The 19,997-nt window shown below is 50.3% G+C and carries 18 protein-coding genes and 1 pseudogene; 14 read left to right on the top strand and 5 right to left on the bottom strand.

What is annotated here, in order from left to right; all coding sequences use genetic code 11:
• Positions 1 to 5: 5 nt before the first annotated feature.
• The 7 genes from J3353_RS03880 to J3353_RS03850 all read left to right on the top strand — a co-directional run bounded on the left by J3353_RS03880 (position 6) and on the right by J3353_RS03850 (position 9,375).
• Positions 6 to 1,991, top strand: a complete 1,986-nt coding sequence (locus J3353_RS03880; protein WP_207684228.1) for a C40 family peptidase — start codon at positions 6 to 8, stop codon at positions 1,989 to 1,991.
• Between the two features lie 18 nt (positions 1,992 to 2,009).
• Entirely contained in the window at positions 2,010 to 2,261 is a 252-nt protein-coding gene (locus J3353_RS03875; RefSeq protein WP_117554029.1) for a DUF4315 family protein, read from the top strand.
• A complete protein-coding gene (locus tag J3353_RS03870; RefSeq protein WP_154251881.1) occupies positions 2,251 to 2,973 on the top strand; it encodes a DUF4366 domain-containing protein in 723 nt (240 codons plus the stop codon). The genes J3353_RS03875 and J3353_RS03870 overlap by 11 nt, the downstream gene beginning before the upstream one ends.
• Positions 2,970 to 5,054 carry a DNA topoisomerase 3 gene (locus J3353_RS03865; protein WP_207684224.1) on the top strand — a complete coding sequence of 695 codons (2,085 nt, stop codon included), beginning with the start codon at positions 2,970 to 2,972 and terminating at the stop codon, positions 5,052 to 5,054. The genes J3353_RS03870 and J3353_RS03865 overlap by 4 nt, the downstream gene beginning before the upstream one ends.
• Positions 5,055 to 5,097: 43 nt before the next feature.
• Positions 5,098 to 5,847: a restriction endonuclease gene (locus tag J3353_RS03860; protein ID WP_207684223.1), complete on the top strand. Its 750-nt coding sequence runs from the start codon at positions 5,098 to 5,100 to the stop codon at positions 5,845 to 5,847.
• A gap of 118 nt (positions 5,848 to 5,965) precedes the next feature.
• Complete coding sequence (locus tag J3353_RS03855) at positions 5,966 to 9,172, top strand: YodL domain-containing protein (protein WP_207684222.1); 3,207 nt, start codon at positions 5,966 to 5,968, stop codon at positions 9,170 to 9,172.
• Between the two features lie 2 nt (positions 9,173 to 9,174).
• Positions 9,175 to 9,375 (top strand): transposon-transfer assisting family protein, encoded by a 201-nt coding sequence (locus tag J3353_RS03850; protein WP_207684221.1) that lies wholly within the window; start codon positions 9,175 to 9,177, stop codon positions 9,373 to 9,375.
• A 109-nt stretch (positions 9,376 to 9,484) separates the two neighbouring features.
• Here J3353_RS03850 and J3353_RS03845 read toward each other — a convergent pair whose 3' ends face one another.
• The 5 genes from J3353_RS03845 to J3353_RS03825 form a co-directional block, all read right to left on the bottom strand.
• Positions 9,485 to 10,516 (bottom strand): hypothetical protein, encoded by a 1,032-nt coding sequence (locus J3353_RS03845; RefSeq protein WP_177976206.1) that lies wholly within the window; start codon positions 10,514 to 10,516, stop codon positions 9,485 to 9,487.
• Positions 10,517 to 10,542: 26 nt separating this feature from the next.
• On the bottom strand, positions 10,543 to 11,424 hold the full coding sequence (locus tag J3353_RS03840) for a Bro-N domain-containing protein (protein WP_207684220.1): 882 nt from the start codon (positions 11,422 to 11,424) through the stop codon (positions 10,543 to 10,545).
• A gap of 111 nt (positions 11,425 to 11,535) precedes the next feature.
• Positions 11,536 to 12,864 carry a relaxase/mobilization nuclease domain-containing protein gene (locus J3353_RS03835; protein ID WP_207684219.1) on the bottom strand — a complete coding sequence of 443 codons (1,329 nt, stop codon included), beginning with the start codon at positions 12,862 to 12,864 and terminating at the stop codon, positions 11,536 to 11,538.
• Entirely contained in the window at positions 12,825 to 13,154 is a 330-nt protein-coding gene (gene mobC, locus J3353_RS03830; RefSeq protein ID WP_207684218.1) for a plasmid mobilization relaxosome protein MobC, read from the bottom strand. The genes J3353_RS03835 and mobC overlap by 40 nt, the downstream gene beginning before the upstream one ends.
• Positions 13,155 to 13,344: 190 nt before the next feature.
• The gene (locus tag J3353_RS03825; RefSeq protein WP_005927725.1) at positions 13,345 to 13,713 is read right to left on the bottom strand and encodes a helix-turn-helix transcriptional regulator; all 369 of its coding nucleotides are present in this window, start codon (positions 13,711 to 13,713) and stop codon (positions 13,345 to 13,347) included.
• Between the two features lie 143 nt (positions 13,714 to 13,856).
• Here J3353_RS03825 and J3353_RS03820 point away from each other — a divergent pair, with 143 nt between their 5' ends.
• The 7 genes and pseudogenes from J3353_RS03820 to J3353_RS03795 all read left to right on the top strand — a co-directional run bounded on the left by J3353_RS03820 (position 13,857) and on the right by J3353_RS03795 (position 19,950).
• The gene (locus tag J3353_RS03820) at positions 13,857 to 14,519 is read left to right on the top strand and encodes a response regulator transcription factor (protein WP_207684217.1); all 663 of its coding nucleotides are present in this window, start codon (positions 13,857 to 13,859) and stop codon (positions 14,517 to 14,519) included.
• Positions 14,516 to 15,532 (top strand): HAMP domain-containing sensor histidine kinase, encoded by a 1,017-nt coding sequence (locus J3353_RS03815; RefSeq protein WP_207684216.1) that lies wholly within the window; start codon positions 14,516 to 14,518, stop codon positions 15,530 to 15,532. Before J3353_RS03820 ends, J3353_RS03815 begins: the two co-directional genes overlap by 4 nt.
• Positions 15,533 to 15,658: 126 nt before the next feature.
• Positions 15,659 to 16,651 (top strand): annotated as a pseudogene (locus tag J3353_RS16545) (ATP-binding cassette domain-containing protein); the annotation flags it as partial.
• Positions 16,634 to 18,130, top strand: coding sequence for an FtsX-like permease family protein (locus J3353_RS16540; RefSeq protein WP_370569156.1), 1,497 nt, complete (start codon positions 16,634 to 16,636; stop codon positions 18,128 to 18,130). The pseudogene J3353_RS16545 and the gene J3353_RS16540, both read left to right, overlap by 18 nt.
• A 601-nt stretch (positions 18,131 to 18,731) precedes the next feature.
• The gene (locus tag J3353_RS03805; protein ID WP_044960731.1) at positions 18,732 to 19,163 is read left to right on the top strand and encodes a sigma-70 family RNA polymerase sigma factor; all 432 of its coding nucleotides are present in this window, start codon (positions 18,732 to 18,734) and stop codon (positions 19,161 to 19,163) included.
• A 6-nt stretch (positions 19,164 to 19,169) separates the two neighbouring features.
• Positions 19,170 to 19,415, top strand: coding sequence for a helix-turn-helix domain-containing protein (locus J3353_RS03800; RefSeq protein ID WP_207684214.1), 246 nt, complete (start codon positions 19,170 to 19,172; stop codon positions 19,413 to 19,415).
• 355 nt (positions 19,416 to 19,770) lie between these two features.
• Complete coding sequence (locus tag J3353_RS03795; protein ID WP_005927535.1) at positions 19,771 to 19,950, top strand: hypothetical protein; 180 nt, start codon at positions 19,771 to 19,773, stop codon at positions 19,948 to 19,950.
• The last annotated feature ends 47 nt before the right edge of the window (positions 19,951 to 19,997 follow it).

The following is a 19,997-nucleotide window of genomic DNA, read 5'->3' as shown; positions in this document are numbered from 1 at the left end:
GAACCTTGAAAGAATTGCAGGCAAAAGCCAAAGTCACCCAGACCATGACCCGTGACGGTCTGGTGGTGGAAAATCAAGCGGACGGCACTGTAGAGAATGCTTCCAGTCGGGAAGCGGAACAGGACTACTCCACGGATGCCGAGGGCAAGGCCGAAAAAATTCTGGAACGGGCTGAGGACATCAAGGACGGGCATGAAAATAAAAAGAAAGCGAAAAAGGCAGCAGAAACAGCGGCCACCGCCGAAAGCGAAGATGGCCTGCACGGTTCCGCCGCCCGTCTGGAACTGACCGAGGAAGAACGGGCAGACTCGGCGTTGCAGCCGTATATCCAAAAGGCGGGAGCGAAAGCCGACAAGCTGGATGCGGCCCGCGCCGCTCTGCCCAAAAAGCGCGTCCCGGTCAAGGAAAAAGTCTACGATGCCGCCAGCGGCAAGGCAAAATCCACCCTGTGCTTTGAGCAGCAGGACAAAGGCCCACCCAGCCTGAAACCAAACCCGGTCAGCCGCCCACTGTCGGAAGCATTGCTGTTCGCTCACGGAAAAATCCATGAAGTCGAACACGAAAATGTGGGTGTGGAGGGTGGCCACAAGGGTGAAGAACTGGTGGAGCATCAGACCGCCAAGGCCATCCGCAGCGGCATCCGGCACCACAAGATGAAACCCTACAAGGCCGTGGAAAGGGCAGAGCGGGAATTGCGTTCGGCTAACGCCGAGTATTTCTATCAGAAGTCTTTGCGGGACAATCCGCAAATTGCACAGGCGGCCAGCAACCCCATTTCCCGGATGTGGCAGAAACGGCGTATCAAACAGCAGTATACCAAAGCTGCACGGCAGGCCGGACAAGCCGCCGCGCAGGGTGCAGCCGCCACCGCAGAGAACGGTTTCCGGGTAACAAAGCTGGCGGCCGAGGGCGGCGAACGGGTAGCCGAATTTGCGGCCCGGAACTGGAAAGCCATTCTGATCGTGGCGGTGTTCGGTCTGCTGGCTCTGCTCTTGATAACGGGTTTGCAGTCCTGCACCGTGATGGCGGGCACCGCTGGAACCGGCGTGACGGCATCCTCTTACTTTTCCAAAGACAAGGATATGCTGGGTGCGGAAAAAGCCTACGCCAAGCTGGAACAAAAGCTGCAACAGTATCTGGACACCTACGAGGCCACCCACAACTACGACGAGTATCATTTTTATCTGGACGAAATCGAGCATGACCCCTATGTGCTGATCTCGATTTTGTCCGCGCTCCATGATGGCGTTTTTACATTGGCCGAGGTGCAGGGCGAACTTGAAATGCTCTTTGAAAAGCAGTACATCCTGACCGAGACCGTGACCATGCAGATACGTTACCGTACAAAAATGATGGTCATTATTGGCCCGTATGGTGTGCCGCAAGTTATCACCTACCAAGAACCGTATGAATACTACATCTGCACGGTCAAGCTGAAGAACAAGGATTTATCCCACCTGCCCGTGGAAGTACTGACCGAAGAACAGCTTAGTGCCTATTCGCTCTATATGCGCACGCTGGGCAATCGGCCGGATTTGTTCGGGCAGGCACAGTACCCCAATGCGTCCACCATCAAGCAGCCCACCTACTACGATATTCCCTCGGAAGCACTAAAGGATGATAGGTTTGCCGCCGTGATGGAGGAAGCAACCAAGTACATCGGCTACCCGTATGTGTGGGGCGGCAGTTCGCCCAGCACCAGCTTTGATTGCAGCGGCTACATTTCGTGGGTGCTGAATCATTCCGGCTGGAATGTGGGCCGCCAGACCGCGCAGGGCCTTTACAACCTCTGCACTCCTGTTTCGGCGGTGCAAGTCAAACCGGGCGACCTTGTGTTTTTCAAGGGCACCTACGATACCCCCGGCGTGAGCCATTGCGGAATCTATGTGGGCAATTCCATCATGCTGCACTGCGGCGACCCTATCTCTTACACAAACCTTAACTCAAAATATTGGAAGGAACATTTTTACAGCTATGGGCGTTTACCGTGACGCCAGAAAGGATTTTGTATGGCAAAAAGACTTTCCCGCATTGAGCGTGACATCGAACGGCTCAAAGAAAAAATCAGCGAATACCAGCAGCAGTTGAAAGAACTGGAAGCTGCAAAGACTGAACAGGAAAACTTGCAGATCATTCAGCTGGTGCGCAGCATGAACATGAAGCCGGACGAGTTCGCGGCCTTCCTGCGCAGCGGTGCGCTGAATGCTGCACCCACCGCCACACCGTACCACAAACAGGAGGATGCCGCCAATGAAACCTGATAACTGGAACCGTTTCGCTGCCGGACTGCTGGCTATCCTGCTCTGCCTCTGCTCATTTTCCATGCCCGCTTTCGCAAGCGGTACTGACCCTGCCCCGGAACCTTTGCCGGAGATTATCGAAGAAGAACCCACCACGGGCGGCATGGAGCCGGAGGGTGTGCCCATCACGCCCAAGGGCAATGCAACACTGGTGGATGACTTTTACGGCGACAAGCAGCTTATTACAGTGACCACCAAGGCCGGGAATTATTTTTACATTCTCATTGACCGTGCCAACGAGGACAAGGAAACGTCCGTTCACTTCCTGAACCAAGTGGACGATGCCGACTTGCTGGCCCTGCTGGACGAAGAACCGCAGGACACCGAGTTCTGCATCTGCACCGTGAAATGTGAGGCCGGGAACGTCAACGAAAACTGCCCCTTGTGTGAAAAGAGCCTGCGGAACTGCACGGCCCCGGAAGCGGTGAAAACTGACACTGAAACGCCAGAGGAAAAGCCGAAGTCCAACATGGGCAGTCTGATGATCCTGTTGGTGCTGGCTCTGGCGGGCGGCGGTGCAGCACTCTATTATTTCAAGTTCCACAAGCCCAAGGCCGATACCACCGGGCACGATGATCTGGACGAATACGATTTTGGCGAGGACGAAGATGCAGACGAGGAACCGGCTGAAATCGAAATTCATTCAGAGGACGGACAGGAGGACGAAACATGAGCTTTCAGCTGGTGATCGCCGAAAAGCCCAGTGTAGCCCGCAGCATTGCCGCCGTGATCGGGGCCGCTGAAAAGCAAAACGGCTATTGGCAGGGTGGCGGGTATCTGGTCAGCTGGTGCATCGGGCATCTGGTGTCCTTTGCCGAGGCTGGCCAGTACGACGAAAAATACTGCAAATGGCGGTATGAGGATTTGCCCATCCTGCCCCAGCCGTGGCAGTTCATTGTCCCGGACGAGAAGAAACAGCAGTTTGAAGTTCTGCGTGCCCTGCTCAACCGCCCGGATGTGGACAGTGTGACTGCCGCAACCGACGCAGGCCGGGAGGGAGAACTGATCTTCCGCTTTGTCTACCAAATGACCGGCTGCACGAAACCCGTAAAGCGGCTCTGGATTTCCAGCATGGAGGATGCCGCCATCCGGGAGGGCTTTGCAAACCTGTGCCCGGATTCGGATTATGATGCGCTGTACCAATCGGCCCTCTGCCGTGCAAAAGCAGATTGGCTGGTGGGCATCAATGCAACGCGGCTGTTTTCGGTGCTGTACCACAAGACTCTGACCGTGGGCCGCGTACAGACACCGACATTGAAAATGCTGGTGGACCGGGATGCAAAAATCCTGCGCTTCCAGAAAGAAAGGTATTACACAGTCGGCATCCAGTCCGGCAGTCTGAAAGCAGACAGTGGACGCATTGCCAGCATGGACGAGGCCGACACTTTGAAAAATGCCTGTGCCGGGGCATCTGCTATCTGTTCTTCTGTCAAGCGGGAGAAAAAGACAGAACAGCCGCCCAAGCTCTATGACCTGACTACATTGCAGCGGGAAGCAAACCGTCTGTTCGGTTTTACCGCAAAACAGACCCTTGATTACGCCCAGCAGCTTTACGAAAAGAAATTGCTGACCTATCCCCGCACCGACAGCCAATATCTGACCGAGGACATGGGCCAGACGGCACAACATCTTGTGTCTGACCTGCTGGGGCTGCTGCCCTTTGCCCAAGGGCTTGACTTGACCCCGGAAGTGGGCCGGGTGCTGAACAGCAAAAAGGTATCGGACCACCACGCCATCATCCCCACGTCCGAATTTGTAAAGCAGGGTTTCACTGGTCTTGCCGAGAGTGAATGCAAGCTGATGAACCTTGTCTGCTCCAAACTGCTCTGCGCGATAGCCGCGCCCCATGAGTACGAAACTGTGACTGCTGTGTTCTCCTGCGCCGGGAACGAGTTCACCGCCAAGGGAAAGACGGTGCTTGTCCCCGGCTGGAAAGAGATCGACCAACGGTTCCGCGCCACCCTGAAAGCAGACGGCGAAGAAGAAACGAAAGCCCTGAACACCCTGCCGGAACTGGCCGAGGGGCAGAGTTTCCGCGTAACTTCTACCGTATCGGAACACTTCACATCCCCGCCGAAAGCCTACACCGAAGATACGCTCCTGTCAGCAATGGAGCGGGCCGGGGCCGAAGATATGCCGGAGGAAGCGGAACGTAAGGGGCTGGGCACTCCGGCCACCCGTGCCGCGATTCTGGAAAAACTGGTGCAAATGGGCTTTGTGCAGCGCAAGGGCAAACAGCTTGTCCCCACCAAGGACGGCATCAATCTGGCGGTGGTTCTGCCGGAAAGCCTGACCTCTCCCGTCCTGACCGCCGAATGGGAAAACCGCCTGACCGAGATTGCCAAGGGCAACGCAGACGCGGACGAGTTCATGGCCGAAATTGAAGCGCAGGTGCGCCAGCTGGTCAAGACCTATTCTTGTATCAGTGCAGATAAGCAAAACCTGTTCCAGTCGGAACGGGTTATTATCGGCAAGTGTCCCCGGTGCAGTGAAAACGTCTATGAGGGCAAGAAAAACTTCTACTGCGGGAATCGTAGCTGTCAGTTCGTGATGTGGAAGAATGACCGCTTCTTTGAGCAGCGCAAAAAGGCGTTCATACCGAAGATCGCCGCTGCTCTGCTCAAAAACGGTAAGGCAAAGGTTAAGGGCCTCTATTCCGAAAAGACAGGCAAAACCTATGATGCAACGGTGCTTCTGGCAGATACGGGAGGCAAGTACGTCAATTACCGAATTGCGAGGGATTCTATAATGTGATAAAATAAACTTAACTAAAGGAACTTTGCAGGGAGATGCCGTAATGAAATTTACAGATAGATGTCCAGCTACTTGGAAAGAGTTGCAGGATGATGTTGCGCTGCTTCTAAATCAATCGGGATATCGAGCAGTTAGCCCTTGTACAATTGATACCGTCCGTGGTAAAGTGGAAGTCGATGTTTTGGTCGAATCTCCTGATGAATTGGTTAAAAGAATTGTGTGTGAATGTAAATTTTGGAATTCTTCAGTTCCAAAAGAAAAAGTTCACGCATTCAGAACGGTTGTACAAGATTCTGGTGCATCATTAGGTCTTTTGATTTCACAAGCTGGCTTCCAATCCGGTGCGATTGAGGCTGCAAACCTTTCAAATGTACGTTTGATGACGTGGAATGAATTTACAGATATAATTGCAGACAAATGGACATTAACGCGATTAAAACAGCTCAAAATGGAATCTGTCCCATTGTCTGAATACACTAGCTCTTTTCATTTTCCGTTTGATGACTTAAAAGATGAAGATGTCGGACGCTATCTAAAGGCTTGTGATAAATACAGGCCTTTGCGCACTACCTGTTGGGAAATCACTAGAAAAGATTTGAAAGAAAATGATTCTCTAACAGATTTTTGGTATAAAGGGTCGGAGTTCACAACAATTGAAAGCTATTTAAACTTTCTTTCGGATCAGGTAATGGCAGGTCTAAAAGAATTTGGCGAAATTCTTGCAAATTCCAATATCACAATTCCACCTGAACGGCTTGAAAAGTCGTATGGGTATATTTATATGTCCCTTTAACAGATTCCGGATAAGTTCATAATAAAATTACGAGGGCCGGTTATGGTAAGGTGAAGCATTCATTTTGCCATAACCGGCTCTCTCTATCCGTAGGATAGCAAAAAAGGAGTGTGACCAAATGAGCGAATTATTTTCCATCCAGCTGCAAAATCGGCAGCAGCAAGGCAGGGATGGCGTCTGGCTGGACCTGCCCACTACAACCGAACAGGTACAAGCGGCCCTGCGGCAAATCGGCATTTCGTCCGATAATCCGCAGGGCCTTTTCATTTCCGGCTACTTTGCTGAGGAAGAAAAACGTATTGCGATTCCCTACAACATGGTGCTGGCATCCAATGTGGACGAGCTGAACTTTCTTGCCGCACGGCTGGAAACGCTTTCTGCCGGGGAACGCGCAGAGTTGAACGCCGCCCTGCAAACTCCGCAGAGTGAGTTTTCCAGCATTGGGAGAATCACCGACTTTCCCGAAAACGTGGACTATTATGTGCATCTGCCGGATGTACGCGGGCCTGCCCAGCTGGGTGACTACTATCTGAACCGTTCCGGCATGGTGGATATGCCGGAAGAATGGAAAGGCGGCATCGACACGGCGCAGTTTGGCCGTTATGTGGCCCAGCAGGAGCAGGGCGTGTTTACCGAGTATGGCTACCTTGTCAAAAGCGGGGATGCGTGGCAGAAAGTCCACGAGGGCCAGCCTGTGCCAGAGGAATACCGGGTACTGTCTTTTCCTGCGCCGGAAGTCATGCGGGATGCAGCCAATATCCCGCCGCCTGTTCAGCCTGAAACGGAACCGCAGAAAGTTATCCCCATCATCCTGAACGGCAAGGACAGCGCAGAGCGCATGAAAGAAATCACGGACCGGCTGGAAACAGGGATTCAAGAGCTGTTCGACAGCGACCGCTACAAAGCCTACCTCACCACGATGGCGAAATTCCACAATTACAGCTTCAACAACACCTTGCTGATTGCCATGCAGGGCGGACAGCTGGTGGCGGGTTTCAACAAGTGGAAAGACACGTTCCACCGCACCGTGAAAAAGGGCGAAAAGGGCATCAAAATCCTTGCTCCCGCGCCCTACAAGGTCAAGCAGAAAACGGAAAAACTGGACGAACAGGGCAAGCCGATTCTGGACAAGGACGGCAAGCCACTGACCGAGGAAAAGACGGTGCAGATTCCGGCCTTCAAAGTGGTTTCTGTGTTCGATGTCAGCCAGACCGAGGGCGAACCGCTGCCATCCATTGCGGTGAATGAACTTTCCGGCAGCGTGCAGGACTATCAAGATTTTTTCAAGGCGTTGGAGCAGACATCCCCGGTGCCCATCGGGTTTGAGGGCATCGAGGGCGGGGCGCATGGGTACTTTCATCTGCTCGACAACCGCATTGCAATTCAGGAGGGCATGAGCCAGCTGCAAACCATCAAGACGGCTATCCACGAAATTGCCCACGCCAAACTTCACGCCATCGACCCGAACACCCCGGAACAGACCAACCGCCCGGACAGCCGCACCCGCGAGGTGCAGGCCGAAAGCGTAGCTTATGCAGTCTGCCAGCACTACGGGCTGGACACATCCGAGTATTCCTTTGGTTATGTGGCCGGGTGGAGTTCGGGCCGGGAACTGGCGGAGCTGAAAGCCTCTCTGGAAATTATCCGTAGCGCGGCCCATGAGCTGATCTCTGCGCTGGACGAACATCTGGCAGAACTGCGCCAGCAGCGGGAAGCAGACCTTTCCGCTGCACAGGAGGCCGCATTTGCGCTGGACAATGGGAACGCCCTGTTCATCCAGACTTGTGATTCCGGCTATGACTATACACTGTATGATGCAGACAAAAAGGCTCTGGACGGCGGCCAGCTGGACGCACCCGGCCTGACCTTGAAAGATGCCGGAGAAGAAGCCCTTGCTCTGCTGGGGCAGACAGCCACAGTGTCGGAAGTCCTGTTGGGCGATAAGCTGACAGCGTTCCAAGAGGCAACCGAAAATGCCAATGAACTTTCTGCCCCGGTAGCAGAAAAGGCCGCTGTGCCAGATTTATCCGCAGAGCCTACGGTCACGATTCTGTGGAGCGAAAGCGACAAGCTGCAGGACGGCGAAATCATGCCGCTGTCCGTGGCGAATCGTGTTTTTGAAGAACTGGATACCACCCAGCACACGGAACGGGAAAAGAACGGTTACGATGGTGGCTGGTACGACAAGACCGCATTCCGCATTGATTTTACTCTGAACGGCCAGCTGGACAACTACGAGGGGCGGCAGGATTTTGGTGACGGGGACGGCTCTCTGATTCAGCACATCCAGAGCTACCACGAATACTACGCTAAAGACGAGAACTGGAAAAATTTTGTTCTGCACAACAAAGGCCCGGAAGCGTGGGAGCAGGACAAGGCAGAGCGGGAAATGGTGCTGACCGAGTTTATCCCGTACCTCAAACAGCATTGCAATCTTTCGGCCATGGAGCAGGCAGCCACCGCCGCTTTGCGGGAGGAACAGAACATTTCGCCGGAACAGGCTGCCTATTACAACACTGTTGTGGCCTATGTGCAGGACTGCCGCCCGCTGCTTAACCAAGGCCAGTATAACTTGCCGGAACCGCCCAAGCTGGCTGACTTTGACCAGAGCTTGCAGGATTACAAGGCACAGGTGCAGGCAGAGATCGCGCAGGAGGCGGCCGCTGCTGGAATGACAGTAGAGGAATACGCAGCGGCAGGCTTTGAAGCACCGCAGCAGGGCAGCTTTTCCATCTACCAGCTGCGCAATGAGGATTCCACCCGCGATTACCGTTTTGAGCCCTACGACCGCCTGCAGGCCGCTGGCCGAACCGTGGACAAGGCCAACTATACGGAAGTATACGCCGCGCCGCTGGCTGCGGGTACCACATTGGAGGACATCTACCGTACATTCAATGTGGACCATCCGGCAGATTTCAAGGGACACTCGCTGTCCGTTTCGGATGTGGTAGTGCTGCACCAGAACGGACAAAATACCGCTCACTACTGCGATAGTGTGGGCTTCCAGCAGGTGCCAGAGTTCTTGCGGGAAAACCCGCTGCGCACCGCAGAACTTTCCACCGAACAAAACGAAAACATGATTGACGGTGTGCTGAACAATGCGCCCTCTTTAGGTGAGTTGGAAGCCAAAGCAAAGGCCGGAGAACAAATTTCTCTGACGGACCTTGCCGCCGCAGTCAAGACCGAAGAAAAGGCGCCGAAAGCAAAAAAATCCCGAACGGCCAAACCGAAAAAGCCGTCCATCCGGGCACAGCTGGATGCCGCAAAAAAGGAGCAGAGCAAGCAAACGCAGCCACGAGAAAAGACAAAGGAATTGGAGGTCTGACCATGAATTTCAGCGTGGAAGAAGAAAATTTGATCTGTATATACCACACTTCTGACCGCCGCCGGACGATGGCGCGGATGCTGGCTGCCCTGTCGGATATGGACACCGAAATGCGGCGGTTGGCAAACAGTACTATTGCAAAGTTGGAGCGCATGACGGATGCTGACTTTGACGGACAGGGGTTCGATTTTGCGGGTGAGTGATACTGCCAGCTCGACAATGACACATTATTTTTAGCAAAAGTAATGTGTCATTGTCGGTACAGAAATAGCCGGACACGGTGGCCTTGTGGCTGCTGTGTCCGGCTATTTTTTAATTTAGAGTATAGTCAATGTATTCATCACTGCTTGCGAATTTCGATGCACATTCAGGGCACAATTTTTTATAATCATCAGGGTCAAAATCTGAAATGGCAATCTGTGTAATGTCTGCCGGCATCGGTTCTCCGCATTCATCACAATATATAGATTCGCTAAATTCGGTTCCACAAGAAAGGCATTCCCATGTTGCTGTTTCCGGCAAATAAACTACTGTTTTGCTTTCACACTTAGGACAAGGATATATCGGCATGCACAAATGCCCTTTTCTTCTTCCTATATCCCGCAATGCCTGAAAGCTATTCAAGCAAGAACGGTCTTGACTACACAAATCTTGATAATTGTCAAAATTAGCCCCACAAAATTTGCAGTGGATTTCAATGCCATCTCCTTTTGCAAGAAATTGTGTCCCGCAAATCGGACAATATGGCTTAAATTTCGTTTTTGCATCATAAATAATTATATATCGAATTGCTGTCTTTTGCTCAAACTCCTTTTGTATGTCACTTTTTCGAGCATTATACGCTTTCGTGTCTTCGTGTAAAAATGCTATGTCATCTGGACTAATGACTGAAAGATAGTCTTCAAAATTCAGATGCAGTACATCCAAGAGCAAATACTCTATTGCGGAAAATGATTTTGACAAAAGACTTTTATAAAAGACTCCATCTATTACACATTTATAATGTTGGACAGTATTGCGCGTTTGTCCAAGTTCGACTAGGTAGTCCTCATATTGCTTTAAGTCCACTCCGCATAGATTTTTCACTCGAAGTAACGCAAGCCGATAACCAACAGTTTGCCTGTCTGCTTCTCTATCTATGTTTCCAATCTTATCAATATCTTCATAGATAAGTGCCGGATGATTACGAACCAATATTTCTTTCAGCAATAATTCTGCGCAGTGACAAGTCAACAAAACCGAAAATTTGAATTGATCTGCGTTTTGTCCTTCATCCGCTTCTGTATAGTAAGAAATAGCTTCACGTAATGAATGTAATGCGTTTTCTACCAAATCAAATGTCATTGTCTTTTCTCCCTTAAATCTTGGCTTTAGGGGTTATTTTTCTTTTCCGGCAGTTCGGCGGCATCTTCTACAACGTCGGTCACAAGCTGCTGGAAGTCAAACGTATTTTTTTCTGTAATAACGGGCTTTCCAGTTTCTGCTTCAAGAGCCTGCCGTGCAATACCGGCTACCTTGCCGCCACGCTTGGCAACCTGCTTGTTTTCTTCAAAGGTCTGCGGCTTTGCAGTCTTGGAAATATCCGTAGTGGAGGCTTCGGCCAGCATCGTCAAAACAAGTTCCAAATCGGTCATGTTGTCCCGGAGATTTTCTTTTGTCAGACCTTTCAGCCGCTTGTACTGCCCCGTGGTCATGCCGGACCATGCGCGGGAGATTTCATCGGTCAGGATGGCGTACTCCTTGCCCTTTTGCACTCCGCGCTTCTTCCATTCGTCCGTTAGTTCGTTGCGGATGCGGATTGCCAAAAGCCGCTGGTGAATCCATTCTTCGGAGTAGCCTTTCTTCAAATAGGTATCAAGCGCACGGTCAATAGCTTGCTCCGGGTCGATGGTTTCTTCGATGCGTTCCTTGCCCACCATTGCCAGCCATGCCTTGAACGGTTCAGCCTTAGGGGACGGGATGGACTGGATTATACGCAGGAGCTGTTCAGTGTTGGCAACATCCGTTTTACGTTTTTTACCGTCTGGGGCCGTCATTTTCAAACCATTACAATTTGTAATGGTTTCATTTCCTTCGTCTTTAAGGCGCTTTTTTAGAACACGCCAATAGTTTTGTGGGTCTGCGCTGTCAGTCAGAACAGCAATCACATCAACGATTGCAAAATACCATTCTTCCTTTTCTGCATCCCATGCAGTACGGATTTTCTGATCTTCAAAAAGCTGGATGGAGCTATTGTCTTTCACTTCTGCCATAAAGGGTTCCTCGCTTTCGTTGTCTAATTCTATTTTACATGATTTCGGGTGGAAACGCCACCCAGTCTAAGCGTTTGCAGTTCAAAAATCCGAACAATATTTTGTGCAGATTTACCGTTCCTGCATCTGCTCTTTTCCCGGTGTTGTCCGCAGGATGCCGTCCACATTCTGCTTGATGATGCCGTATTCCTGCATCTGGCGTTTGGCTTCGGCGTACTGCCGCTGCAGTTGGTCTTTCTGCTCGGCCAGTTGCTTATACTCGGCTTTCAGGGTGTAGAGATCGGGCAGCTTTTGGAGGCCCTGGTTTTTCAGTGCCTTGGCCGCCGCTTCGTAGAGAATCAGGGTGCCTTCATGCTTGCGCCGGAACTGCTTTTTGTCAGCGGCCCGCTGGTATTCCTGAACCAATGGACGCAGTTCTTTACAGGTGGTAACATCCTTTATCAGCACGGCCATTTCTGCAAGCTGGCGTTCGACCGCTTTCAGCGCAGCGGCAGCCTCGGTGCTGGCGGCGGTGATCTCGGCCACCCGGCTTTCCAAATCTAGGTAGCTGTCTATTTCATGCTCCGTCAGAAAGTTCAGCGTCCGGGCAGCCTGTTTCAAGTTGTGGAGCTTTGCCCACTTCTCATACCCTGCGGACTGCTGGGCCTTGATGCTGTTTTCCAAATCAATCCGCAACGAAATTTTACGGGTTTCTTTGGGCTTCCGCTCCGCGAACCGACCTTTGATGCGTTCGATGATGGCTTCCTCGGAATAGGTTTCTCCCAGCGTTTTGCAGCGGGTGAACCGCTCCTGTCCGGGTGCGCGGAACGAAACGTACTTGTCCCGCTTGACCTCGTAGCCCTGCTCCTGCAGGAGCCGCAGAAAATCGTCAAAATCTTTGGCCTGCGGGACGGCTGCATCTATGGCAACTCTCAGCTTCGCCTTCCAGCTTGTGCCCTTGCGGTGTGCGTCCCACTCGGCATAGCTCTTGCCCCGGTCTTGGCCGGGCATTACCAAGGACAGGCCGTGTTCTATGCACAGACGGTCACTGGTGCGCCGGATGTAGGCATAACTCTGACGGTTGGAAACATACTTTCGCTGGTTCACCATGTCCACAGCACAGAAAATGATGTGGTTGTGGACGTGTCCCTTGTCAATGTGCGTGGTCAGCACATACGGGTATTTGCCTTGCAGGACTTCATCTGCAAGCTGCCGACCAATCTTGTGGGCCTGCTCCGGCGTGGTTTCTCCCGGCGCAAAGGACTGTATCAGGTGATGGGCCAGATTGTTGCCTTTCTGCATGGCTTGTGAGAGCAGCAGTTCAAATTCGATGTCTGCGGTTTCGTAGGCACAGGCAAAGGAGGACACCAGTATTTTTTCATTCGTCTTGACCGGATTCTCGATGTAGTCCAGTGCCTTTTTCAGCGTTGACTTGATAGGATGTATCTTTGTAACTGCCATATCTGTGCCAGCGCTCCTTTGATGTCCGCAATATCTTGTGTGTACAGCGGCCCCATGCTGTTCAGCCGCCGTGCGATCTGATTGACGTTGACGCCAATCTTCTGCAATTCGGCGGTCTGCGCCCGGATGTCGGTGGTGTCGATGTGGACAACATATCCGTCTATCAGCATCTTCCGGGCGTATGCAGAAAAATTCCGTGTGTGCAGCAGAGCCATCTTCTGCCGGATAAGTTCCCGTTCCTCCGGCGTCACTGGAACACGCAGAACAATTTTTCGGGTTCGGTTCGTCATAGTTTCACCTCGTTTCTTCGGGGTCTGGGGTACTCCCCAGCAAGCATTTTTGCCGGGAGTGGCTACACTCCCTATGCTTGCTACGTTACCTTTCCCCACTACTATGACACCACAACACCCCCGTTTTGCCCGCAAAATGCAAAAAAATAAGAGGACGCTTTTGCATCCTCTCAATGATCGTGCATGACAATCAGACACACACGGGCTCTTTTTCCTGTTCATGGATTCGTAAGGCACCGTCAATGGCACCTTCTACGATGGGTAAGTATTCTTCCGGGCAAAGCTGCAGCTTGTGGCTGACCCTCTGACGCTCCGCACTTTCTTCCCGCATGAGTTCCGGGTTGAAGTACCGCTCCACCGGCAGGCCGCAAATTTTTATCAACTGAATCACCACCGGCAGGCTGGGCAGCGTGCCTTCGTTTTCGATGTTCGCAAGATACCGGCTGTCACAATGTATCATGTCAGCCAGCGCACTGCGGGAAAGCTGTTTTGCCTTTCGAGCTGCCTTGACATCCGCTCCGAACGTTTCAAAGCCGGGACAGTCCTCAATTTTCGCCATTCTGCATCACCCATATACATTTTATAGTTCATGGACGATTGGCGAAATGATGCAAAGTGCGTTGCTGCTAAACTTTATTGTTCATAGTTTGAGCATTGTATTCTCTGGAAAATCGAAATATAATAGAATATGGAGGTGTGAGCATGAAAATCTTCATTATAGAAGATGAACCGGCAATCCGCGAGGAACTTGTTCAGCTTCTTCAAAAGTACGGCTACCAATGCGACAGCAGCGATGATTTTCACCACATTGTGCAAGCTGCTCTTTCATCAGGGGCTAACTTGATTCTCTTAGACATCAATCTGCCCTATCAGGATGGTTTCCAAGTATGCAGAGAAATCCGACAGAAATCCAATCTTCCTATCATTGTACTTACCAGCAGAAACAGCGATTTTGACGAGTTGATGAGCTTGAACATCGGCGCAGATGATTATATTGCAAAGCCGTACAATGCACAGATTCTTTTGGCGCGAATCCAAAAACTTCTGGCTCGGACCTATGAAGTACAGGACAACATCGTTCTCACGCACAAAGGCTTGACCTTAAATTTGCTCAAGGCGGAAATCAGCTATCAAGGGAACAAAAAAACACTTACCAAAAATGAACTTGGGATTTTGCGCCTGCTTATGGTGAATAAGGGCAACATTATTCCCCGTGACGCTATTATTGATGAACTCTGGCAGAGTGAACAATTTATAGACGAAAACACATTGAATGTCAACATCGTTCGGTTACGGAAAGCACTGACCGAAATCGGTCTGCCGGACTATCTGGAAACGAAACGTGGTTTAGGGTATTGCGTATGAAGTTATCCGAGTATCTGCTTGACCGTATCTTTTCCCTGATTTGTATGCTGGTGGCTGCACTCGTGCTGCTTGCGCTCCTCTGGCTGATTGAAACACCTGCTGTGTTTATTCTGTTTGCCGAGGTGATTTTACTTGCAGCGTACAGTACAGCGCTGCTGTATGACTTTTTTCGCAAGCAGAGTTTTTATAATCTGCTTCAAAAAATGACAGAGCAGCTGGACATAAAAACACTTTTAGGTGAGTTAATGGTACCGCCTCATTTTTTAGAGGGGCAGATTTTGGTGGACGTTCTGCGGTGCTGCAACAAATACCAGAACGACCAGCTTGCCTGTGCAGAACAGGAGAACCGTGAATATCGGGAATACCTTGATTCATGGGTGCATGAAATCAAAACGCCTATCACCTCTGCCCGGCTGATCGTTGAAAATGAAAAGAATCCCACCACACTGCGAATTGACGATGAACTGCGGAAAATTGATGCTTATGTGGAGCAGGTGCTATATTACGCCCGCAGTACCGATGTGGAAAAGGACTTTAAGGTGGAGAAAATCACCTTGCAGGCATTGGTGTACGCTGCGCTAAAAACGTACTCAAAGCCGTTGATTCAGGTCGGTGGAAAGCCGGTTCTAAAGGAACTGGATATTCCCGTGGCCGCAGACAGCAAGAGCTGCACCTTTGTGATCGGACAGATTCTTTCCAACGCTATCAAGTATCGGAAAGATAATTTACAAGTTGAATTTTCAGCCAGAGCAGAGAAAAACACGGTATCTCTTTTCATTTCCGATAATGGCATTGGTATTTCTGCTGCTGACTTGCCGCGCGTGTTCGACAAAGGCTTTACTGGTGAAAACGGCCGCCGTTATTCCAAATCAACCGGCATTGGTTTGTACTTGAGCCAAAGGCTATGTCGAAAAATGAATATCTCACTTTCTATTTCCAGCGTTCCGGGACAGGGAACGACTGTGACGATGGTTTTTCCTACGGAAAGCTATTTGCAGGCGGCGGGGCTGTAAAGCCTCGCTTTTTTCAACCTTACATTTTGGTAATACAAATGTAATCCAATTTAATGGCATCGGAAAATTCCTTGTGGTAGAGTAAAAGCACAAAAGCAAAGCGCTTTTGAGAAAGGAGCCTGACCTATGGGCGATACGATCTTACGGGTGGATGACATCCAAAAATTTTACGGTAACAAAGGCAACCTGACAAAAGCCATCGACCACATCTCTTTTTCTGTTCGCAAAGGAGAATTTCTCGGCATCATGGGTGCTTCCGGCTCTGGCAAAACCACCTTGCTGAACTGCATTTCCACGATTGATACCGTCACCAGCGGTCATATCTATGTAGAAGAAAAGGACATTACGGCGCTTCACGGGTCACAGCTTGCAGACTTTCGAGGAAAAAAGCTGGGGTTTATTTTCCAGAATTTCAATCTTCTGGACACCTTGACCGCCTATGAAAATATCTCTCTGGCCCTTTCCATCGCAGGTGCCAAACCCAGTGAAATAGAGCAGCGTATTCCACAGATTGCCCAAGCGCTGAACATTCAGGATGTATTGGGTAAATATCCCTATCAGATGTCCGGCGGTCAGCAGCAGAGAGTAGCTGCTGCAAGAGCGATGGTGACAAATCCCGCCATCGTACTGGCAGATGAGCCGACCGGCGCACTGGATTCCAACTCTTCCCGAATGCTGTTGACAATGTTGACCGAATTGAATGAACGGCTTTCAGCAACGATTCTCATGGTAACGCATGACGCTTTTTCCGCCAGCTATTGCAATCGCATTTTGTTTATCAAAGATGGGCAGGTGTTCAACGAACTGCATCGTGGGACGGATACGCGCAAAGAATTTTTCACAAAAATTAAGGAATTAGGCGTGTATATGATGCTCGGCATGAAAAAAGGGCGTATTTCCCGGTTGTTTGCAGGCGAAACGCTTTGTGTTGGCATCATTGCGCTGGGCACAGGATTGCTTTTGGGCTTTTTCTTTTCGCAAGGGTTTTCTTTGATTGCATTGCGGCTTTTTGCAATCAATCTTGAAAAGTTTCGGATCGTGTTTTCAGCCGGAGCGCTTCGCCAGACCGTGTTGTGTTTCACAATCATCTTTTTTATCGTCATGCTTTTCAATATTCGGTCTGTCACCAATGTTAAATTGATTGACCTATTGACGGACGGCAGAAAAAACGAAAGTATGCAGAATGAAAACCGCATCTTGCCGGTTTGTCTGTTCCTGCTCTCGCTGCTTTGCATCGGAATTTCTGCCGCGCTGTTCAACAGAAACGGGGTTCTGCCATCGCATGAAAATAATCTGTTCCAGTTGGCAGCGGCGGCATTGGTCGCGGGAACTTTTCTGCTGTTCTACTCGCTGTCAGCCGTTTTCATGCAAGCAGCAAGTGCAAGGAAATGCTTTTACATGAAAGGTCTGAATACGTTCCTTGTCCGTCAGATTGGCAGTAAAATCCGAACCAATTATCTTGTGGTAACGGTTGTATGCGGATTGCTGACCATCACGATCTGCGCCGTGTCGATTGGCGCAAGCACAGCGCTTGCTATGAACAAAATGTCCCAATCTGCAACGCCCTATGATTTGAATGTGCTTTCCAATGTTTCTGTTGATGGGGACAGCGATATTGCTGCCTATCTCGCTGCACACGATATTACCATAAGCAACTACGCCAAAGCTACAGAGCAAATCAGTGTTTACGAGGCCGATATGACCTACTCTGAACTATTTGAAGGACAGAAAGTCAAATTTTGGCCGATTGATGAAAAAGTTCCTGACAGCAAGGTTTCCGTAATCTCCATTTCGGACTTGAATCGTGCCTTAGCCATGCAGAACAAAGCACCCATCACGCTGAACGATGGCCAATACCTGTTGAACTGCAACTACAATGGAACGTATCGGTATGTTGCTGCTGCATTGCAGAGCCACCCGGAAATCACGGTTGGCGGGGCGACTTTACAGCGTGCAGAAGATAACGTTTTGCAGGAAACATACGTTATGACTTCGGTTGGTAATAATGACCGCGGCACCTTGATCGTTCCCGATTTCGTCACCGCTTCTCTTGAAAAAGACGTAAATGCGCTTTTGGTGCAATATGAGCCTAATGCAGATTCCAATGAAATTTTGCAAAAGATGATTCCGATTGGATTGGATAGTACACACGGCTATCGGTATGCCGAAAAGAACATGATGTATGAGACGTTCTACGGCCTTGATGCCTTGGTGAGCTTCCTTTGCTGCTATATCGGGTTGGTCTTTTTGCTGATTTGCGCCGCACTTCTGGCGTTAAAACAGCTTACCGAAACGACCGACAATGTGTATCGTTATGGCTTGCTGCAAAAGCTGGGTGCAGGACACAGACAAATCAATCATACGCTTTTTGTGCAGACAGTCGTGTTCTTTGCCATTCCGCTAGTCGTCGCTGGCGTGTATTCTGCTTTCCTGATTGGCAAAGCAATGGCTGTGGTGGAAGAATTTATGAACATCCATATCGCAACCAATATCGGACTGACAATCGTTCTTTTTCTGCTTGTCTACGGAAGTTATTTCCTTGCAACGTATCTTTCCTGTAAACGTATTGTCACAGAACAGCGAGACTTGGAGGTCTAAAGTTGCCCGAAAATGTAAACCGGAATGCCGTATTGCAAAGCATCACCGACACATGGCTCCCTTTAATTGGTATGGTCGCCGCAATTATTTTAGTTGCCATAATCGTCCATGTAGCACAAAAGAATAAAAAGTAAAAACACCTGCCGCACGACGGCAAAAGAAAAAAAGCCGTCGTATAGCAGACATATCCGCGCGCCCATTTTGAACCGGCGGCTTTTGAGAAAATCAAGGCCGCCGGTTCTTTTTGCGTATCAGAGCGTTTCATCGTCCGTATGGCGGCCATAGGAGGATGCCGTCATGTACTTGATATTCTATCAGCCGCCCAGTTTTGAACTGTCAAAAAAAGCCTTGCTCCCGCACAGGGTCAGCAGGGCTTTTACTATGTACTATACGATGTAGCTACTGCGCGTTTCGTGCTTTCATTATGCTCGGTTGGCCGTTTTCGGTCTGCTGGGCTTTTCTATTGCCGCCTGAAAAGCTGCCTGTTTCAAAAATATTTTTGGAAATTTTCAAAAAAGCGGGCAGAATCGGGTGTTTCAGGTGTCATATTAGCGGAAAGGGAAAAATCCACCCGACATCCCCACGGAAAGGGGGTGAGAAGATGGAAGCTATCCCTCGCAACGATGGCGAACAGTACCGATTCGATGCGTTCTGCAAAGCGGTGCTGCGAAATGAGGCCCGGAACTATCACCGAAATAAGAAACGTCTGCTTGACCGTGAAAAGTCATTCAGCGTTCTTTCGTTGGAAGAACTGGGGCAGCTCACGAGTGTAGACCATTATCCAAGTGAAGAATTTGTATTTTCATCCTACGGCTGTGATCTGCACATCGACAATGAACTTGTTGCCAATGCGTTTGCCGCTCTGCCAAAGCAAGAACAAAGCATTCTGATTCTGTTTTGCGTTCTGGAACTGGGCGATGGCAAGATTGGCGACCTCATGGGAATGTCCCGGAGTGCTGTACAGCGCCACCGGACAAAAACGCTGAACGAGCTGCAAAAAAAGCTAAAGGCGCACTTGCCGGAGGGAGGTTAGGCGTAAATGAACTCCTATGAACACACAAGCAGAGAGCTTTTACCGCTCTCGGTGATTCGCTCCGCCTGCGCTGGGGACACCGATGCAGTTGAACAGGTTTTGCGACATTACAGAGGTTATATCAACAAGCTCTGTACAGGCATTCTCTACGACAAGCACGGTCAGCCTCATGTGTGCATAGACGAGTACATGAAACGCCATCTGGAAATCAAACTGATTTCTTCTATTGTAACCAAAGCCGAAACGAGCTGACCCTTTCCACGTTTCGGGACAGCACCTTGAAAAATATGCCCGCAGGACAATGGCGGTGCATCATAGGGCAAACGGATACGTTGCTGTCTGTATCGAGCCGGACGGCGGGTGCGCCACGATGCTTTTCTCTGAAAAGCGGAGCGATCTCCACCCCGCCGCAATGCAAGTGCGGCTGCTTGCGGGCCATGACATACAGACAGGCTGATACTCCCTTACCGTCAAAGTCCGAGCGTTCAGAGCGTCGCAGGCAATGAGTAGGGCTGCATGAGGAATGCAGGGGTGAGATTCCCGTGGGTTGCTGCCAGCAGCCATCCGTTGGCTCATTTTTTGATTTTTAAGAAAGGGGATTTTTACGATGCAAGCGAAAAAGACAAACCCGGAAAAAACAAAAAATCCAGAGATGCTTACTCTGGATTCGACTTATCGTATTGGCAATCGCTCCTTTATCGTTGAGCCGGTGTTCAAAGAAGAAAGTTCCCAGACCTTAGGAGAAGTTCTTCTCCGGCTGATGAAATCCGAAAGCGAAAAATTATAATGACCTTTCGGGAGGCAGCGGACAGAGAAAGCGGATTGTGTTATAAT

This window comes from Faecalibacterium sp. Marseille-Q4137, assembly GCF_017377535.1.
In the GTDB taxonomy this organism is placed as follows: domain Bacteria; phylum Bacillota; class Clostridia; order Oscillospirales; family Ruminococcaceae; genus Faecalibacterium; species Faecalibacterium duncaniae.
Note: the sequence above shows the minus strand (reverse complement) of the source record. Positions and strands in the feature narration are given on the sequence as shown.

Excerpts from the sequence above, each read along its gene's own strand:
- mobC (WP_207684218.1), bottom strand. The coding sequence starts at position 13,154 with ATGACGAACCGAACCCGAAAAATTGTTCTGCGTGTTCCAGTGACGCCG.
- J3353_RS03795 (WP_005927535.1), top strand. The coding sequence starts at position 19,771 with ATGCAAGCGAAAAAGACAAACCCGGAAAAAACAAAAAATCCAGAGATG.
- J3353_RS03850 (WP_207684221.1), top strand. The coding sequence starts at position 9,175 with ATGAATTTCAGCGTGGAAGAAGAAAATTTGATCTGTATATACCACACT.
- J3353_RS03800 (WP_207684214.1), top strand. The coding sequence starts at position 19,170 with ATGAACTCCTATGAACACACAAGCAGAGAGCTTTTACCGCTCTCGGTG.
- J3353_RS03875 (WP_117554029.1), top strand. The coding sequence starts at position 2,010 with ATGGCAAAAAGACTTTCCCGCATTGAGCGTGACATCGAACGGCTCAAA.
- J3353_RS03865 (WP_207684224.1), top strand. The coding sequence starts at position 2,970 with ATGAGCTTTCAGCTGGTGATCGCCGAAAAGCCCAGTGTAGCCCGCAGC.
- J3353_RS16540 (WP_370569156.1), top strand. The coding sequence starts at position 16,634 with ATGCTTTTCAATATTCGGTCTGTCACCAATGTTAAATTGATTGACCTA.
- J3353_RS03860 (WP_207684223.1), top strand. The coding sequence starts at position 5,098 with ATGAAATTTACAGATAGATGTCCAGCTACTTGGAAAGAGTTGCAGGAT.
- J3353_RS03835 (WP_207684219.1), bottom strand. The coding sequence starts at position 12,864 with ATGGCAGTTACAAAGATACATCCTATCAAGTCAACGCTGAAAAAGGCA.
- J3353_RS03855 (WP_207684222.1), top strand. The coding sequence starts at position 5,966 with ATGAGCGAATTATTTTCCATCCAGCTGCAAAATCGGCAGCAGCAAGGC.
- J3353_RS03845 (WP_177976206.1), bottom strand. The coding sequence starts at position 10,516 with ATGACATTTGATTTGGTAGAAAACGCATTACATTCATTACGTGAAGCT.
- J3353_RS03815 (WP_207684216.1), top strand. The coding sequence starts at position 14,516 with ATGAAGTTATCCGAGTATCTGCTTGACCGTATCTTTTCCCTGATTTGT.
- J3353_RS03870 (WP_154251881.1), top strand. The coding sequence starts at position 2,251 with ATGAAACCTGATAACTGGAACCGTTTCGCTGCCGGACTGCTGGCTATC.
- J3353_RS03840 (WP_207684220.1), bottom strand. The coding sequence starts at position 11,424 with ATGGCAGAAGTGAAAGACAATAGCTCCATCCAGCTTTTTGAAGATCAG.
- J3353_RS03820 (WP_207684217.1), top strand. The coding sequence starts at position 13,857 with ATGAAAATCTTCATTATAGAAGATGAACCGGCAATCCGCGAGGAACTT.
- J3353_RS03805 (WP_044960731.1), top strand. The coding sequence starts at position 18,732 with ATGGAAGCTATCCCTCGCAACGATGGCGAACAGTACCGATTCGATGCG.
- J3353_RS03825 (WP_005927725.1), bottom strand. The coding sequence starts at position 13,713 with ATGGCGAAAATTGAGGACTGTCCCGGCTTTGAAACGTTCGGAGCGGAT.